The 17,078-nt window shown below is 64.0% G+C and carries 14 protein-coding genes; 6 read left to right on the top strand and 8 right to left on the bottom strand.

Annotated elements, in window-relative coordinates; all coding sequences use genetic code 11:
• Window positions 1-77: 77 nt before the first annotated feature.
• Window positions 78-1,661, bottom strand: coding sequence for a cisplatin damage response ATP-dependent DNA ligase (locus BBF93_RS07530; RefSeq protein WP_233349312.1), 1,584 nt, complete (start codon window positions 1,659-1,661; stop codon window positions 78-80).
• Entirely contained in the window at window positions 1,658-2,659 is a 1,002-nt protein-coding gene (locus BBF93_RS07525) for a ligase-associated DNA damage response exonuclease (protein WP_114105503.1), read from the bottom strand. Before BBF93_RS07525 ends, BBF93_RS07530 begins: the two co-directional genes overlap by 4 nt.
• A 144-nt stretch (window positions 2,660-2,803) precedes the next feature.
• Between BBF93_RS07525 and BBF93_RS07520 the strand changes: the two genes are divergently transcribed.
• Window positions 2,804-4,570, top strand: a complete 1,767-nt coding sequence (locus tag BBF93_RS07520) for an arylsulfatase (RefSeq protein ID WP_114105502.1) — start codon at window positions 2,804-2,806, stop codon at window positions 4,568-4,570.
• Between the two features lie 3 nt (window positions 4,571-4,573).
• Window positions 4,574-6,235, top strand: a complete 1,662-nt coding sequence (locus tag BBF93_RS07515) for a sulfatase (RefSeq protein WP_114105501.1) — start codon at window positions 4,574-4,576, stop codon at window positions 6,233-6,235.
• Window positions 6,236-6,241: 6 nt separating this feature from the next.
• Here BBF93_RS07515 and BBF93_RS07510 read toward each other — a convergent pair whose 3' ends face one another.
• From BBF93_RS07510 to BBF93_RS07495, 4 genes are read right to left on the bottom strand one after another with little or no spacing between them, the layout of a single operon-like run.
• A complete protein-coding gene (locus tag BBF93_RS07510; protein ID WP_035595557.1) occupies window positions 6,242-7,117 on the bottom strand; it encodes an SUMF1/EgtB/PvdO family nonheme iron enzyme in 876 nt (291 codons plus the stop codon).
• Between the two features lie 9 nt (window positions 7,118-7,126).
• Complete coding sequence (locus BBF93_RS07505) at window positions 7,127-7,744, bottom strand: TetR/AcrR family transcriptional regulator (protein WP_035595560.1); 618 nt, start codon at window positions 7,742-7,744, stop codon at window positions 7,127-7,129.
• Between the two features lie 59 nt (window positions 7,745-7,803).
• Window positions 7,804-8,259, bottom strand: a complete 456-nt coding sequence (locus tag BBF93_RS07500) for a DUF1330 domain-containing protein (RefSeq protein WP_035595561.1) — start codon at window positions 8,257-8,259, stop codon at window positions 7,804-7,806.
• Between the two features lie 28 nt (window positions 8,260-8,287).
• Entirely contained in the window at window positions 8,288-9,556 is a 1,269-nt protein-coding gene (locus BBF93_RS07495) for a DsbA family protein (RefSeq protein WP_035595563.1), read from the bottom strand.
• A 282-nt stretch (window positions 9,557-9,838) separates the two neighbouring features.
• On the opposite strand from BBF93_RS07495, the gene BBF93_RS07490 reads away from it, so the two are divergent.
• On the top strand, window positions 9,839-10,756 hold the full coding sequence (locus tag BBF93_RS07490) for a hypothetical protein (RefSeq protein ID WP_035595566.1): 918 nt from the start codon (window positions 9,839-9,841) through the stop codon (window positions 10,754-10,756).
• Here the strand turns inward: BBF93_RS07490 and BBF93_RS07485 are convergent.
• Both BBF93_RS07485 and cydD read right to left on the bottom strand, forming a co-directional pair.
• Window positions 10,726-12,366, bottom strand: a complete 1,641-nt coding sequence (locus BBF93_RS07485) for an ATP-binding cassette domain-containing protein (RefSeq protein WP_035595569.1) — start codon at window positions 12,364-12,366, stop codon at window positions 10,726-10,728. The genes BBF93_RS07490 and BBF93_RS07485 overlap by 31 nt on opposite strands.
• The gene (gene cydD, locus BBF93_RS07480; protein ID WP_162786469.1) at window positions 12,363-13,997 is read right to left on the bottom strand and encodes a thiol reductant ABC exporter subunit CydD; all 1,635 of its coding nucleotides are present in this window, start codon (window positions 13,995-13,997) and stop codon (window positions 12,363-12,365) included. Before cydD ends, BBF93_RS07485 begins: the two co-directional genes overlap by 4 nt.
• A gap of 160 nt (window positions 13,998-14,157) precedes the next feature.
• Between cydD and BBF93_RS07475 the strand changes: the two genes are divergently transcribed.
• From BBF93_RS07475 to cydX, 3 genes are read left to right on the top strand one after another with little or no spacing between them, the layout of a single operon-like run.
• On the top strand, window positions 14,158-15,738 hold the full coding sequence (locus tag BBF93_RS07475) for a cytochrome ubiquinol oxidase subunit I (RefSeq protein WP_114105499.1): 1,581 nt from the start codon (window positions 14,158-14,160) through the stop codon (window positions 15,736-15,738).
• Window positions 15,739-15,750: 12 nt separating this feature from the next.
• Window positions 15,751-16,893, top strand: coding sequence for a cytochrome d ubiquinol oxidase subunit II (gene cydB, locus BBF93_RS07470; RefSeq protein ID WP_114105498.1), 1,143 nt, complete (start codon window positions 15,751-15,753; stop codon window positions 16,891-16,893).
• 12 nt (window positions 16,894-16,905) lie between these two features.
• Window positions 16,906-17,028, top strand: a complete 123-nt coding sequence (gene cydX, locus BBF93_RS07465; RefSeq protein ID WP_035595576.1) for a cytochrome bd-I oxidase subunit CydX — start codon at window positions 16,906-16,908, stop codon at window positions 17,026-17,028.
• The last annotated feature ends 50 nt before the right edge of the window (window positions 17,029-17,078 follow it).

Genomic DNA, 17,078 nt, shown 5'->3' with positions numbered 1-17,078 from the left:
GAATGCGTGTCATCTCTTTTGACACGTCTTGTGCAACATCTGCTATCGCCCGAAGGCGGAGTTGCCAAGTCCGGTATTCACCCCGTTTGCAGGATCAGGTTCCGGAGCGTCGCCACCGTATCGGCTTCGGCTGCCGGTTTATCCCAGCGGATACGGCTGATCCGGGGGAAGCGCATCGCCAGCCCGGATTTGTGCCGGCTGCTCGCCCCGATGGAATCAAACGCCACCTCCAGAACCAGTTCCTTGCGAACCTCCAGCACTGGCCCATAGCGCCCGGTAATGTTTCCGCGCACAAACTTATCGAGGCGCACCAGCTCTTCATCGGTAAAGCCGGAGTAAGCCTTCCCTACCGGCACTAATTGGCCATCCTCTGTCCAGCAGCCGAAGGTGTAATCAGAATAGAACGATGATCGTTTGCCTGATCCGCGCTGCGCGTACATCAACACACAATCCGCCGTATACGGATCTCGCTTCCACTTATACCACAGCCCCGAAATCCGCCCCGCCATATAGGCGCTGTCCCGCCGCTTCAGCATTACGCCCTCGATGGCCGGCGCGGGTGGCTCCCGGCGCATTGCCTCCAGCATGACGGCATCCGTCACCGGCACCAGCGGCGAAAGATCAAACCGGTCCGGCGGCAAACGCTGCACAAACATCTCCAGTATTCGCCGCCGCTCAACCCAGCTCTGAGGGCGCAGATCTTCACCCTCATGCTCCAGCAGGTCATACACCCGGATGAAGGCCGGGGAGGCTTCCAGCAGACTGCGCGGCGGCGCTTTGCGCCCGAGACGTTTCTGCAATTCCGAGAAGGACGCCGTCCGATACGGAACGTTTTCGTCCGCTACCAGAAGCTCGCCGTCCAATGCCGTGCCATGCGGGATCGCTCCGGCAAATTCCGGAAAGGCTTCGGAGATGTCCTCCCCGCCCCGGCTGTAGAGGCGCGCTTCGCCGCGGGCCCGCGCCAACTGCACGCGGATGCCATCCCATTTCCATTCTGTGGCAAAGTCCCGCAAGTCCGGCGGCGCGCCCTCCACCGGTACAGACAGCATGAATGGCCGGAACCGCACCACCGCGCTCACATCCGGCGCAGGCGCGGCGCCGGTTGCCCAGGCAAGAAGATCGTCATGCGGCGCCGGGCTCGCATGCCAGAATTCCTCCACATCCGCGAGCGCCAGGCCGAACGCTTCGGCAAAAGCGGTCTTCGCCAGCCGTTCGGAAACACCGATCCGGAAGTTCCCCAGCGCCAGCTTCAGCAGCGCGAACCGCTCCTCCACCGTGGACTGATCAAGCCACCTCGCCAACAGGCCTGGCGCCTCCCCCCGTCGCGCCGTCTGGAGCGCCGTCACGACCCCGCGCAGCGTCAGCGGCGCGGCCGCCCCGACGTCCTGGGCTGGCCAGATCAGCGCAACCGTCTCTGCGGTATCCCCCACAAACTCCCGGCTGAGGCGCAGCAATTCCTCGTCCACCCGCTCTGCCGCCATCTTGCGCACCACGCTGGAGGTCAGCTGCGGCAGGTCCAGCGATCCGCCCAGCGCCGCGAGCGCCCAGCCCCGGTCTTCGGGATCAGCCTCCCGCAGATAGCGCGCAATCAGGCTCAGCTTCTCATTGCGAGAGCGCGTGATGATCAGCCGGTCCAGCAGGCGGGCAAAGTCGGCAATCATGCCTCGCCCTCATCCGTTCGCCCCACCATATGCAGCGCCCGCGCGCGGATCTGATTGAGCTCACACCAGCGCAGCAGCCCCGCCTCGCTGCCATGCGTCACCCACACTTCCGAAGGCGCCACCTCGCGGATCGTCTGCGTCAGCTCTGCCCAGTCTGCATGATCAGAGATCACCAGCGGCAGATCGATATTGTTTTGCCGCACCCGCTGGCGCACCTGCAGCCAGCCGGATGCCATCGCGAGCACGGGGTCTGGCAGGCGCCGTGTCCATCGATCCCGCAGTGCGCTTGGCGGAGCCACCACCACATGTCCCGCCATTTCCTCTGCTTCCGCGCCAGTCGCCGAGCGCAGCTCTCCCAGCTTCACGCCATGGGCCTCATAGAGCGCGCAAAGCTTCTCCATCGCGCCGTGCAGGTAAACCGGCCGGTCATACCCCGCCTCGCGCAGATGGCAGATCACGCGCTGCGCCTTGCCCAGCGCATACGCGCCGATCAGCACGCTGCGCTCCGGTGCTTCAGCCAGACGCTCCATCACCTTGGCCACCTCACCCGCCGCCGGCGGATGCCGGAACACCGGCAGACCAAAGGTCGCCTCGGTAATCAGCACATCACAAGCAACGGGCACGAAGGGCGGGCAGGTCGGGTCCGCCGCCCGCTTGAAGTCGCCCGTCACGATCACCCGCTCGCCGCCCCGCTCCAACAACACCTGCGCCGAGCCCAGAACGTGCCCCGCCGGATAGAGCGTCACGCGCACATCCCCGATCTCCACCGTCTCGCCATAGGCCACCGCCCAGCCCGCCGTTGGCCCATACCGGGCCTCCATGATCGCCAGCGTCTCGGGCGTGGCGATGACGCGGCCATGCCCCGACCGCGCATGATCGGCATGGCCATGCGTCACGATTGCCAGCGGCCTCGGCAATGACGGGTCCACAAACGCCGCCCCGCCCGCCACCTCAATCCCGCCCGCGCCGGGCCTTATCCAGTCAATTGGCAAACTCATCCTCACCGTCAAACGCGCCGGCGCGCCGGAAGGTTCAATCTGGACTCTTCCGGCGCGGTGGCAAGCCGGACGCAGGAATCAATTGACGCGATGCATGTCATAATGTCAGATGGATGTAACGATAAGATGAGGGAGGGTTTCATCATGAGGCGCAGGCTGTTTGCTGCCTTGACTATCCTTGTGGCCGCCGCTGTGCCGGTATCGGCACAGGCCCAGAGCCAAAAACCCAACTTCGTGGTGATGGTGATCGATGATGCCGCCCTGATGGATCTCGGCATCTATGGCGGGGAAGCGGCCACACCCAATATTGATGCCCTCGCCACCTCCGGCGCGATGTTCACGCAATACCGCTCCTCCCCGCTCTGTTCACCCTCGCGCGCCATGCTGCTCACAGGGGTCGATAACCACCGCACCGGCATCTCCACCATCCCGGAAGTCCTGCCCCCAGAACATGTCGGCAAGCCCGGCTATACGATGCGCCTGGAACCTGGCGTCACCACGCTCGCTGCGCGCCTGAAGCCGCTGGGATACCGTACCCTGATGACCGGCAAATGGCACCTTGGCAGCGGCAAGGGAGACCTTCCCGATGGTCATGGCTTTGACCGGTCCTTCGCGCTCGATGCGTCGGGGGCGGACAATTGGGAAGACAAATCCTACATGCCCTTCTACGCGGATGCCCCGTGGTATGAAGATGGCGAGCCCGCTTCCCTGCCAGAGGATTTCTATTCCTCCACCTTCATCGTCGACAAGATGATCGACTATATGGACGAAGGAGACACGAGCGCGCCCTTCCTCGCTTATCTCGGCTTTCAGGCGCTCCACATCCCGGTTCAGGCCCCGCCGGAATTTACCGCCAACTATCTCGAAACCTACCGCGACGGCTGGGAAGCGCTGCAGACGCGCCGCTGGCAACGTGCCCAAGAACTCGGCCTTGTGCCTGCGGGTGCCGCCCAACCCGCCCTCCACCCGGACCTGCGCAAATGGAACGACCTTTCGGAAGACCAGCAGCGCCTCTTCGCAGCCCGCATGGCCGTCAATGCCGGCATGCTGGAAGCGATGGACCATCATGTCGGCCGTCTGATCCAGCATCTCAAGGAAACCGGAGACTACGACAACACGGTCTTCGTCATCACCTCGGATAACGGGCCTGAGCCTTCCACTGCAGAAGACCCGCGCTTCGGCCCCTGGCTGGCCGCCAATGGCTATCATATCGGCCTTGAGCGCATCGGCGAGAAAGGCAGCTACGGCTTCATCGGCCCGGAATTTGCCAGCGCAGCATCTTCCCCCAGCTACCTTTTCAAGTTCTACGTTTCCGAGGGCGGCCTTCGCGTACCGCTCATCATGTCCGGCCCCGGAATATCTCCCGGACGGGTGGACGCCTTCGCAATCGTCACTGACGTTGCGCCCACCCTGCTGGAAATGGCAGACGCCGGCCCTGCGCCAGAAGGCAGCATCTCTATTGATGGCCGCAGCCTGCTGCCCCTGCTGTCTGGCGATGCCACACATGTCTACGCGCCCGATGATGCCATTGGCATCGAGGTGTCCGGCAACGCAGCTCTTTATAGAGGCCCCTGGAAGATCGTCCGCAATCTCCAGCCCTGGGGCGATGGCAACTGGCGCCTGTTCAATCTGGAAAACGACCCGGGCGAGACTCAGGATCTCAGCGCCGACCATCCGGAAGTCTTCGAGCAGCTTCAGGCAGACTACGCCGCCTATGCAGACCGGGTGGGCGTGCTCGAAGTGCCCGCGGGCTACAATTCCGTTGCCCAGGTGGAAAAGAACATGACCGCCGCCGTGCTCAAGCGGAACATGCCGAAAATCATCACCTTCGGCATTATCGGCCTGCTGCTCCTTGGCGGCCTCATCTGGCTGATCATCAAAGTCCTCCGCAGCCGGAAAAAAGAGGCCTGATCCATGCTCCGCAAGATCCTTATTGCACTGGTCATACTGATCGCCGGCTTGGGCGCCTTGGCCTTCTTCAATCGCAAGGAAATCATCCTCCACCTCGTCACCCGCGCCGAGCGCCCGCCGATTGCCCCCAATCGGCCGGTCGAGTGGATGAAGGGCCCGGAAACGGCGGACACGACCGTTGCTGACCGCCCGCCCAACATCGTCTTCATCCTCGCCGACGATCTCGGCATCAATGACATCTCCACCTTTGGCGGCGGCGTCGCCGGCGGGCGTGTGCCCACGCCGAACATAGACCGTCTGGCCGCAGAAGGCGCCCTCTTCTCCACTGCCTATTCCGGCACCGGCACCTGCGCGCCCTCGCGCGCCATGCTAATGACGGGCCGCTATCCCACCCGCACAGGCTTTGAATACACACCGACTCCGCCCGGCATGTCCCGCATCGTGCCCATGTTCGCCAATGACATGCGCACAGGATTGCCGCCTACGGAGCATGTGAGGGAAAACGAAAAGATCATGCCCCCCTTCGCCGAGCAGGGCCTGCCGAGCGAAGAGATCACCATCGCCGAAGTGCTCAAACAGCGCGGCTATCACACCGTCCATATCGGCAAATGGCATCTGGGCAACGCCGCCCCTTTCCGCCCCAACGATCAGGGCTTTGACGAAAGCCTCGACATGGCGAGCGGCATGTTCCTCCCCCCCGGCGATCCGCGCGGTGTGGATGCAAGGCTGGATTTCGATCCCATCGACAAATTCCTCTGGGCACGCATGGATTTCGCCGCCAGCTATAATGGCAGCGACTGGTTCGAACCGGGCGGCTATCTCACCGATTACTGGACCGACGAATCCCTGAAAGTCATCGAAGCCAACCGCAACCGGCCCTTCTTCCTCTACCTTGCCCATTGGGGCGTCCACACGCCGCTCCAGGCCACCAAGGAAGACTATGAAGCCGTCGGTGATATCGAGCCCCACCGCCTGCGCGTCTACGCCGCCATGCTGCGCGCCGTGGATCGCAGCGTCGGCCGCATCATGGAAAAGCTCGAGGAAGAAGGCCTCGCCGACAACACCATCATCGTCTTCTCAAGCGACAATGGCGGCGCCGGCTATATCGGCATTCCGGAGGTCAATGAGCCTTATCGGGGCTGGAAGATCACCCTGTTTGAAGGCGGCATTCGCGTGCCCCTCTTCATGAAATGGCCTGCCGCCATCCAGCCGGGCACAGTCGTCGATGAGCCCGTCGCCCATATCGACATGATGCCGACGCTCGCCGCGGTTGCGGGCGCGCCTCTCCCCGCCGGCGTTGAAATCGACGGGCAAAATCTCTTGCCCCTGGCAATGGGAGCCGATGGCTTCTCTCGCCCAGGCGACGCCATCTTCTGGTCCAGCGGCTACTACAAGGTGGTTCGCGCCGGAGGCTGGAAGCTTCAGGTCAATGGCCGCCAGAACAAGTCCTGGCTGTTCGATTTGAACAATGACCCTACCGAACAGACGAACCTCGCCGCTTCCGAGCCGGAAAAACTGGCAGAACTGCAAGCCCTGATCGATGCGCACTGGAAAGATGCGCGCCCGCCGCTCTATCCGTATACGATTGAAAGCCCGATCAAGATCGACCACACCCTGGCCGACGACTACGTCGAGGGCGAGGAATACATCTACTGGCCCAACTGAACCCTGCTATTCGGCTTCCAGATCCTTCACGATCCGGAAGCCGATATGGTTTGAGGAGAAGTCCACCTCCTGCGGGTGGCGTGCGGCGGGTCGATACCGGCGGCAGAAATTATCGGCGCAAAGATAGCTGCCACCCTTGATCGTGTTGTTGCCGGGCGCAAACGGCGTATCCGTCCACTCCCACACATTCCCGATCATGTCGTAAAGGCCCAGCCTGTCCGCCGGGAAACAGCCCACCGGCGCAGCCCCTGCAAAACCGTCATCCCCGGTATTGGCGACCGGAAAAATGCCCTGCCATGTATTTGCGCGCGGCTTACCGTCATCGGTAAAAGCGCCGGAAGTGTCCCGCTCCGGGTCGGGCAGGCCGAGGCGCGCGGCATGCTCCCATTCCTCTTCGCTGGGGATACGCCCCCCTGCCCAGGCCGCATAAGCCATCGCATCCGCCAGCGACACATGGATCACCGGCCAGTTGCCCTTGCCTTCAATGTCTGTTCCCGGACCATCGGGCGCCTTCCAGCTTGCGCCGGAAATCAGATGCCAGCGCGCATTGCGAAATACCGCCGAGCCTGCCCCCGGCCGGTTCTCGATCAAGCCCCGCTCGGCATCGGTCACATAACCCGTCGCCGCCACAAAAGCCGCAAACTGATCATTCGTCACTTCATGCATCTGGATGCGGAAGCCGTCGACATGCAGTTCCATCTCTGGCCGCTCTTCCGGGTAGATCGCGTCACGCCCCTTCTGCAGCACGCCGCCAGGCACGGTCACAAACTGTCCCACCGCACTAGCTTCAAGCCCGCAGCTTCCCGCAGCCGGATCATCCGAAGGTGAAGCCCCACAAGCTGCCAGCGCGCACAGCGTCAGAAGGGCAAGGCGGGCGCGCATGGGATCAGATCAGACAGACGCCAGCAGCGCTTCAACCAGCTTGCGCACCGCTGCCCGCGCTTCCTCAACCGAAAGCCCGCGATCCTGACGCAGCCGCCGCCAGGTATCAAAGCCCAGAACGCTGTCGAACGCGGCCTCAAGCACCACATTCGAGCGTATCTCCTCCGGCAGCACCGAATCGAGGATCGACCGTTCCATCGCCACGAAATCCTGATGCCCCTGCATCAGATAGGCGGAGCGGAACCGCCGGATGCTGCCGCACACGCGGTAGGGCATGATCCGCTCGAACACTTCAGACCGGCGATCGACAAGTTCCAGTACCGTGTCGCGCCAGTTGGTGCTGCTGAACGGCGCCTTGACGATCGGCATCACCTCCTCTTTCACCCGGCGGTTCATCTCCTGGTAGAGGCCATCGACTTCTTCGAAGTGCCGGAACACCGTGCGCAGGCTGACATTTGCCACCTCTGCGATCCGCGCGGCGCCAGGATCAAGCTCGCCCTGGGCCACAAGCTCGAACATCGCTTCGATGATCTGCTCCCGGCTGCGCTCGGAGCGGCGTTTGCGGCCGTCTTCGCTTTCGGTTGCCGCGTCCACGAGTTCGGGCTCATTTTCGAGAAGGTCTGCCATTCCGCTTCCTTGCTAGGCCAGTTTTCTGGCGCTTTAATAGCGGTTAAGTCCGCGCCTGCCTATGCCTTGATGCCCATTTGTGACAGCATGACCTCCTTCATGCTCTCCTGAAGCACCGTTTCAATGTTCAACTGCCCTTTGAGGCCAGCGGTGCGGTGGACAGCCGCCGCCTGCCACTCGGTCGACATCGACATGCGTACCATATCGGCACGTTTGGGATACATGGCGATGGCCACCTCATCCCAAAGCTCCTCAGCCTTGCCCAGCGACAGGAAAGTCACGTCTGCGGCGAAGATCGCCTTGCCGCCAAACTTGGGCAGAATCTCGGTCACCGCCCGCCCATAGATCATGTAAGCATCTCGCCCGGAAAGGTCGCTCGCGCGCCCATCCTCATACTCGGCCTTCTCCTTGAACTTCAGGAGATTGACCATGAAGATCGGCCCATCCGGCCCCGGCTTCATCAGCTCCTGAACTACTGCGGGATCTGTCGGAAACACTTCATTGGTAACCTGCATTCATTCCTCCCTGTACGGATTTTCCTGTCTATTTCGCCAGCGCGTCTTCAATGATCCACATACGGTCCTGCCCCCAGGTGGCAACATCGCCCACCCGGAAACTCGGCACACCCCAGATGCCCAGGCCCATCATCTCCGCCCGGTTGGCCTCTGCCTCCGCGCGCCAATGGTCCCCGCCGATCAGGGCGCGTGCCTTACCCCAGTCCAGCCCCGCACGTTCAACAATCTGCCGCAGGCCGGCATCGCTTCCCGCATCAATCCCTTCAGCCCACACGCCTTTCAGGAATGATTGGCAATATTCAAACCCCACACCCGCCTCCATCGCCATCGGCAGGATGGCGTAGCCCCGCTCCACAGGCGTGCCGACCGGATCAGCAATCTTGCCGAACGGAATGCCCATCCGGCGCGCTTCCCGCGCCACATCCTTGGTGATGTACATGCCCTTCATCCGCGGCACCGGCAGGCCCCGCATCACCATCGGCAGCACAAAGCGCAGCTTCAGCTCTGCCCCATAGGCCTCCGCCAGCGCCCGGATGCGCTCGGCCGCAATGTAGGTGTAGGGACTGCGAAAGGAGAGATAGAAGTGAACCTCTTTGGCCGCCCCGCCAGGATTTGCGTCCGCCTGCGGACTATCAGGCTGAACAAACAGAAATGCTTCCGGCGCCCCCGCCTTCTTCGCGCCCAGCTCCCGCAGGCGCCGCTCCAGATAGTGCAGCCGGTCGACACCCCAATACCATTCACCCTCATAATGGAGCATCCCGCCCAGATAATGCCCCAGCGCCTCGCGCCGGGCCCCGCCCTCGGCCAGCACCGCCGCTGCTGTCTCGCCACCGGGAGGTAGCGGCGCGCCAGCCCACAGCGCCTCGCTGATCTCCAGCGCCCGCACGGCAAAGCCCGGCGCATCGAGGATGCCTGCCAGCGCCGCTTCGGCCTGCGCCAGCCGCGCAGCTGAAGGCTGCGCCCCCGGATCGGTAAAGCGCAGGCCCGCCTTTGCTGCCAGCCGCCCGGCATCTTCGCGTGAATAGTCCTCCAGCTTCGTCCGCTCCGGCGCGGCCCAATCGGGCGGCGGCGGCGCCAGCCTCGGCTTCACCTGGATTTCATAGCGCGCAGCCAGCAGCGGCAGAACTTGCAGCATCAGATGCGAATAGGGGTCACCCGCGACATGGAAATACTCTGCCTGATGCATCCGCCCGTCCCTCTGCCTCTTGCGCTCGGCGGCGGCGCGCAGCTTTGACTGGCGCGCCTCCCCTGTCACATATTGCGTCACCTGCGAGACCAGCTGCGTTTTCAATGACATTCTGGCCTCCCCCGGCGATGCCGCATGCCCCATACCGGCACGCGGCCAGGGCGGTTGTTATTCCGGAAACGGTATCTATTGACACTCGTGGTGTCAATTGGCCTGCCCACGCCCACCCGCCGCCGATTTTCCGTTAATTTTCGGCCCCGGAAAATTCACCAATGGCACGAAGATCGCCTGCCCAGGCTCGCGTTTCTGGCGCCGGACTTGCAACGCCAGGGCAGAAATCCTGCCGGTGCGCCCACCGGCCCTGCTGTATGTGAATGCTGGAAAGGACACGCCGTGCGTAATCAGATTGTGCCTCGCCTCAGCGGAGCCGCGCCCCGGCCGCTGCGCCACACGCTCGACCGGATCGCGATCCTCAACAATTCCGGCCATGCGCCCGGCCATCGCACACACCTCACAGACCTTCTGGCCGAACATTGGCGCGCCAGCGGTGTCGAAGTGATCGAGCTTTCGGGCACGCGCGGCTTCGTGGAGGCAGATCTCCTTTTTCTCAATCTCAGCCGGCCGGTCGTGCCGGAAGAGTACAACCGTTTTGCCGCGCAATACCCGGTCACCTTCAATGCCGGCGCGGGCGACCTGCGCAAGCATCGTTATTCCAGCGGCCTTCTGCAGGCAGGCGCCGCTTACAAGGGCGCTGTCATCGTCAAGTCAGACCAGGGCTATATCGGCCCGTCCACGTCCGAGCGCGCCAGCCTCCTGCGCCGCCTCACCGGCCTCACCCGCACCGCTGCCCCGCGTGAAGCCTTCGCCAACGACAATTATCGCATTTACCCCTCCATCAACGATGTTCCGGCCGAAAAGTTCGTCCCCGGATATATCGTCCAGAAATTCCTGCCGGAAGAAAACGCCGGTCGCTACGTCCTGCGCCAGTATCATTTCCTCGGCGACCAGCATTTCCTCAGCCTACAGACTTCCGGCGCCGCCATCATCCGCACATCCGTTCCGCAAAGCCTCGAAGAATGGACCCCGCCGCAAGAACTTCTCGACCTGCGCGCGCGTCTCGGGCTCGACTATGGCCGCATCGATTTTGTCGAGGCCGAGGGCAAGCCCTTCGTCATCAGCGTCGCCCGTTCGCCCGCCTTGCCGGTCAGTAAGGAACCCGGCTTCGTCCCACCCGCCTATTTCCGCCTCGCCGAAGCCTTCGCTGACGCCATGGTCGACATCTACAGCACCACGGAAAAAGCCGTCTTCTGAGGCCAGCCCCGGCCGTCGGCTTTGTGCTGCAGAATGAGGATTGCCCGCTGCCCGCCTGCCAGCCAGTCTGACAGGCGCGCCGCCAGCCGATCTGCCAGCGCCTTGTCCAGTCCAGCAAAAGGCTCGTCCAGGATCAGCAGTTCCGGCCCTGCCAGCAGCGCCCGCGCAAGCCCCAGCCGCCGCAGCTCGCCGCCCGAAAACCCTGCCCCGCCCTCGCCGATCAGGCTCTCCAGCCCCTCGGCCCGCGCAAATACAAATTCATCGGCCAACGCCGCTTCCAGCGCCGCGCGCATCTCCGCCTCGCTCGCCTCCGGCTTTGCCAGCCTCAACTGATCGGCCACCGTGCCCGGCAGGAAGGCCGGCATCTGCGGGCTCATGGAAATCCGCTCCAGCACCGAAGCAATCCGTACACCGCACGCGTCCACCCCGCCATAGCTCAGCATATCCGGTGCCACCGGATGCAGCCGCATCAGCGCCTCCGCCAGAGTAGACTTTCCCACGCCCGACGACCCGGCCAGCTGGGTCACGCTGCCTGCTTCAATGCGGAAACTCACCACCGGCGTCTGCGGCGCGCCCGGCGCGGCGGATACCGTCAGCCCACGCACTTCCAGTGGAAACACGCTGTCAATCGCCTGCGCCGTCTCGGGCGCCGCGTCCCACGCCGCTGCCCCGCCTTCCAGCCGGTCTGCCAGCCGGTCAGATGCTGCCTTAGTTTTCGGCGCGGCCTCCATCACCTTCAGCATGGCTGACGCGGCTTCAAACGCCGCCATCAGCGCCAGCGCCGCCCCGGCCGCCATAGGCAGGTCGCCCTGCGTCACGGCGGCCCGCCACAGAGCCAGCACGCCCATCCCCACGCCCACGGCGCTGAGAATGGCCGAAAGCCCCCGGAAAGGCCGCTCCAGCGCCTCGCTCTCTTTCTGCCAGTGCGCCAGGGTCGCTTCAGCCTCCCCGGCATAGCGCCTCAGCGCGCCATACACGTCCAGCTCCGTTGCATTCTCGATCAGGCGCGCCACGTCCCCGCGCGCGGCGTCCGCCTGAAGGCTCAGAACGGCCGCGCGCCGCTGCGCCGCCTGCACGGCCAGGAAGGGCAACGCCCCTGCCGCCAGGGCTGCGGCCAGCACCGCCAGAACAAACAGCACCACATCGCTCGCCAGCGCCAGGCCCAGCGCGACCACGAAGCCGGAAATCACCCCGATCCCCGGCAGCACCACTTTCAGGAACGCGCCCTCGGCTGCGTCCATGTCATCCACCAGCGCCGTCAGGTCTGCTGATGCCATCGGTGACAGCCCTCTGCGGCTGCGGGCCCCGGCCTCGAAGACGCGCGGGCGCAGCCGCGCTGACAGGCTGAGGATCGCGTCATGCCCGGTCAGTTGCTCGCCATATCGTCCCAGCACCCGGGTGAAGGCGGCCCCGCGCACACCCGCGCTCGGAAACAGGTGGTTGAAGCTGTGCCCCGCCCCCGCCACGCCGGCCAGCGCGCCGGCAACCAGGAACCAGCCCGACAGCCCCATCAGCACCACGCCGGCGATCGCGGCGACCGCCGCCAGCCCCATCGCCAGCCCGAACTGAAGACGCCCCGGCGCTCCAAGCGCTGACCAGAGCTTCATCATGGCGCCGCCTCCTGCCGATGGGCGGTCAGATCGACCACGTGGTCACACGCTGCGCGCAGATTGTCCGAATGTGTCCCCAGAATGACCGTCCTTGTCCGGGAAATGTCCCGAAGTGTCCGGATGAAGTCCTCTTCTGCCGCCTCATCAAGGTGCGCGGTCGGCTCATCCAGCAGCAGAAGGCCAGATCCTCGCAGGATCACTCTCGCCAGCCCGATCCTCTGCCGCTGTCCACCCGAAAGCCCGCTGCCGCCCCGCCCCAGCTGCCGCGCCAGCAGCGCATCTGCCTCTCCGGCTTCCGCCAGGCCCACCGCCACCAGCGCCGCGCGCAGGTCAGCGTCCCCTGCCTCCGGCGCCGCCAGCCGCAGATTGTCGGCAACACTGCCCTCAATCATCCAAGGCGTCTGGCTGATCCAGGTCGCGCTTTCGGCCAGGCTCGCCCCCGGCGCCAGCACTGCGCCATCCACCCGCACTGCGCCGCCGGTCACACCGCCTTGCCCCACCAGCAGTTTCAGCAGCGTCGTCTTGCCTGCGCCCGAGGGCCCAGTCAGCGCCACCATCTCCCCGGGCCGGGCCGTAAAATTCACGCCCTCCAGCCGCGCGCCATTGCCGAACGCCACCGCCACATCCTGAAACGCAATCTCCGGCGCCGCCCGGAGTGCGGGTAACCGCTCCGGCAGAGGCCGCGCCGCCGCCGCCTCCAGCCAGTCATCCAGAAACCCTGCCGCAGCCGTCCCGTCTGCCCGGTCATGGTGCAATGCCGACAGCTTGCGGATCGGGGCAAAGAATTCCGGCACCAGGATCAGGATCGTCATCCCTTCCGCCAGCGTCAGCGTCTCGCCGGTCGCAAACGGAAACACGCCGAGCAGCTTGAACCCCACATACACCGCCACCATCGCTACAGAGATCGAGGCAAAGAACTCCAGCACCGCTGTAGAGAGGAACGCCACCCGCAACACCTTCATCGTCCGGCCACGGAGGTCTGAGGAGGCTTCCGCCAGCGCCGCCGTTTCCCGCGTCACGGCCCGGAACGCCCGGATAATGCCCGCCTGCGCCGCCCGCGCCTGGAATGCGCCCGACAGCTGATCCAGCGATGTCTGCTGCGCCCGCGCCACCGCCGTCACCTCGCTCAGCGTCAGCCAGATGAACGCCGGCAACACCAGCACCGACACCAGCAACAGCGCCGCCGCCAGCCAGCTCTGCGTCGCCACCGCCACCAGCACGATCACCGGCCCGGCAAGTGCCATCCGCTGCCCCGGCACCCAGCGTGCGGCGTACCCGGCCAGCTTCCCTGTACGATCTATCACCTGTGACGTGCGCATGCCCGCCCCGGCGCCTTCCAGCATTCCGGCCCCGCGGGCTTTCAGTGTCTCGAATATCTCGCCGCGCGCTGCTGCCACGGTTACCAGCCCTGCGCGTGCCGCAGCGCCGTCATGCAACCATCCGGCAAGCGCGCGCACCATGGCGCACCCTGCGGCCAGAACCAGCAGCCCCCCAGCTGGCTCCCCATCGGACAAATTGTCCACCCCGTAGCCGATGCCGAACGCAATCCCCACCCAGGCCAGAAGCCCGAACATCTGCAGCAGGAATGCCTGCCCCGACGCCGCTTTTGCCGCGCCGCTCCAGCGCTTCAAGCGCGTCCTTTTCTGCAGTCCTGACGATGCCATGTACGTAGTTTTACTGTGGACGCTCCAAGTGACGCATGCGACTTATCGCGGCGTGACTTCACCCACGGATTACTTTAGAGATTCGTGAAATACGCAGCATGGAGCTGCCTCACAACGGAGCTGGGAAATGCCCGATCTCCTCGTAGCAGACCTGTCGCGCTGGCAGTTCGCTCTCACCGCAATGTACCACTTCCTCTTCGTGCCGCTCACGCTCGGCCTCTCGATGATCCTGGTGATCATGGAAGGCGCGTATGTGATGACCGGCAAGGAAGTCTGGAAGCGTATCACCAAATTCTGGGGAACGCTGTTCGGCATCAATTTCGTGCTCGGCGTCGCCACCGGTATCACGATGGAGTTCCAGTTCGGCATGAACTGGTCCTACTATTCCCATTATGTTGGCGACATTTTCGGCGCGCCCCTCGCCATCGAAGGCCTGATGGCCTTCTTCCTTGAAGCCACGCTCGTCGGCCTCATGTTCTTCGGCTGGGACAAGCTTTCCCGCCCGGTTCACTGGCTCGTTACCTTCCTAGTAGCGCTGGGGTCGAACCTCTCGGCGCTCTGGATTCTCGTCGCCAATGGCTGGATGCAGAACCCCGTCGGCTCGGAGTTCAATCCCGAGACGATGCGGATGGAAATCACCAACTTCATGGAAGTGATCTTCAACCCCGTCGCCCAGGCCAAATTCGTCCACACTGTCAGCGCCGGCTATGTCACCGCCTCGGTCTTCGTGCTCGGCGTTTCGGCCTGGTATGTCCTGAAGGGGCGCCATCTTGGCCTCGCCAAGCGCTCCATGGCGGTTGCCGCCAGCTTCGGCCTTCTCTCTGCCTTCTCGGTCGTCGTCCTCGGCGATGAAAGCGGCTACGCGCTCACCGATAACCAGAAGATGAAGCTCGCCGCGCTCGAAGCCATGTGGCACACGGAGGAAGCGCCCGCGCCCCTGACGCTGATCGGCATTCCGGACCAGAGAACCCACAAAACCCACTTCGAAGTGAAGTTCCCGTGGATCCTCGGCCTGATCTCCACCCGCTCGCTGGACGGTGAAGTCGAAGGCATCCTGCCGCTCGTCGCTATCGCCGAAAGCCGCATCGAGAATGGTCTCCACGCCTATGAAGCCGTGCAGCGCCTCAACGACAATCCGGAGGATATCGCTGCCCGCGAAACCTTCGAGCAGACCAAGCAGGATCTCGGCTACGCCCTCCTTCTGCTGCGCTATGTCGATGATCCGTTGACGGCAGACAAGGAAACCATCACCAAGGCCTCCTTCGATACGGTGCCGAATGTGATGATGGCCTTCTTCTCCTTCCGTATCATGGCAGGGCTGGGCTTCCTTTTCATCGGCATCTTCTCGCTCGCCTTCTTCTTTGTCAGCATGAAACGCAAGGTGCCCAGATGGTTCCTGCGGGTGGCGATCCTGGCGATCCCGCTGCCTTGGATCGCGGCAGAACTCGGCTGGGTCCTCGCCGAAGTTGGCCGCCAGCCCTGGGTGATCGACGGCGTGCTGCCCACCTTCCTGGGGGTCTCCAGCCTGTCGGCTTCGCAGGTCATCATGACGATGGTGGGCTTCACCCTCCTCTACGGCACACTCGCCGTGATCGAGATCAGCCTCATGCTCCGCGCCATCAAGGCCGGGCCTGGCGGGCGGATCCTTCCCGAGGGTGTGACCAGCGAAGGCCCCACCGGCGGGCGCTCTGTCCAGTTTGACGTCTGAGGGAGAACAACAATGGATATCCCACTCGACTATGCCACTCTGAAAGTCATCTGGTGGGCGCTCGTCGGCATCCTGCTGATCGGCTACGCCCTGACCGACGGGTACGACCTGGGCGTCGCCACCCTGCTGCCCTTCGTCGGCAAGACGGATGCGGAACGCCGCCTCGTGATCAACTCCATCGGCCCGATGTGGGAAGGTCACCAGGTCTGGCTGATCACCGGCGGCGGCGCGCTCTTCGCCGCCTGGCCCTTTGTCTATGCGGTCAGCTTTTCGGGCTTTTACCTGGCAATGTTTGTGGTGCTTGCCGCGCTCATCCTGCGTCCGGTCGGCTTCAAATACCGCTCCAAACGCGCCAGCAAGGAATGGCGGCGCAACTGGGACTGGGCGCTCTTCATCGGCGGCTTCGTCCCGGCACTGATCTTCGGTGTTGCGCTCGGAAATGTCCTTCAGGGCGTCCCGTTCGACATCGACCGCACCATGCGCGCCACTTATGACGGCGGCCTCTTCGGCCTGCTCAACCCCTTCGCCCTGCTGGCAGGTCTCGCCTCGGTCGCCATGCTGGTGGTGCACGGCGCGTCCTGGCTGGTGGTGAAGCTCGAGCATGGCCCGGTGATGGACCGCGCGGTAAAATATGGCCGCATTGCCGCCCTCGCCGTCATTGTCTTCTATGCGCTCGCCGGCATCTGGCTGTGGCAGTCGGGCATGGGCTACCGTATCGTGTCGGATATCGATCCCCACGGCCAGGCAAACCCGCTGCGCAAGGAAGTCCTCGTTGAGGCAGGCGCCTGGATGGGCAATTACGGAAGGTATCCCTTCCTCATCCTCGCCCCGCTCGCGGGCTTTGTGGGCAGCCTGCTCGCCTTCTGGGCGCTGGGCCGGAAGTCGCCGCTGGCGATGGCGGGCTCGGGCCTTGCCGCAACCGGCATTATTGCCTCTGTCGGCGCCTCGATGTTCCCTTTCATCCTGCCCAGCAGCGTCAATCCCACCGCCAGCCTCACTGTCTGGGACAGCTCGTCGAGCCATGTCACGCTGTTCATCATGCTGATCGCCACGGCGATCTTCCTGCCCATTGTGCTGGCTTACACGGCCTGGGTCTTCAAGGTGCTCTGGGGACGGCTGACCATCGAAGAAGCCACCAGCGAAGGCAAATACTGAGGAGTTTGAACAATGTGGTATTTCACCTGGATTCTCGGCCTCGGCTTCGCGCTGACCTTCGGCATCCTCAATGCGCTCTGGAACGAATTCTCCATGAGTGAGGCGGGCGAGAACGACCTGGAAATCGATCGCTGACGGAAATTTCCGCGGATAGGCGCCCCGCCTGTCCACGGGGCTTCTGCCTG

The organism is Hyphomonas sp. CACIAM 19H1 (genome assembly GCF_003325995.1).
Classification (GTDB): Bacteria; Pseudomonadota; Alphaproteobacteria; order Caulobacterales; family Hyphomonadaceae; genus Hyphomonas; species Hyphomonas polymorpha.
This window is presented reverse-complemented; position numbering and strand designations above follow the sequence as displayed.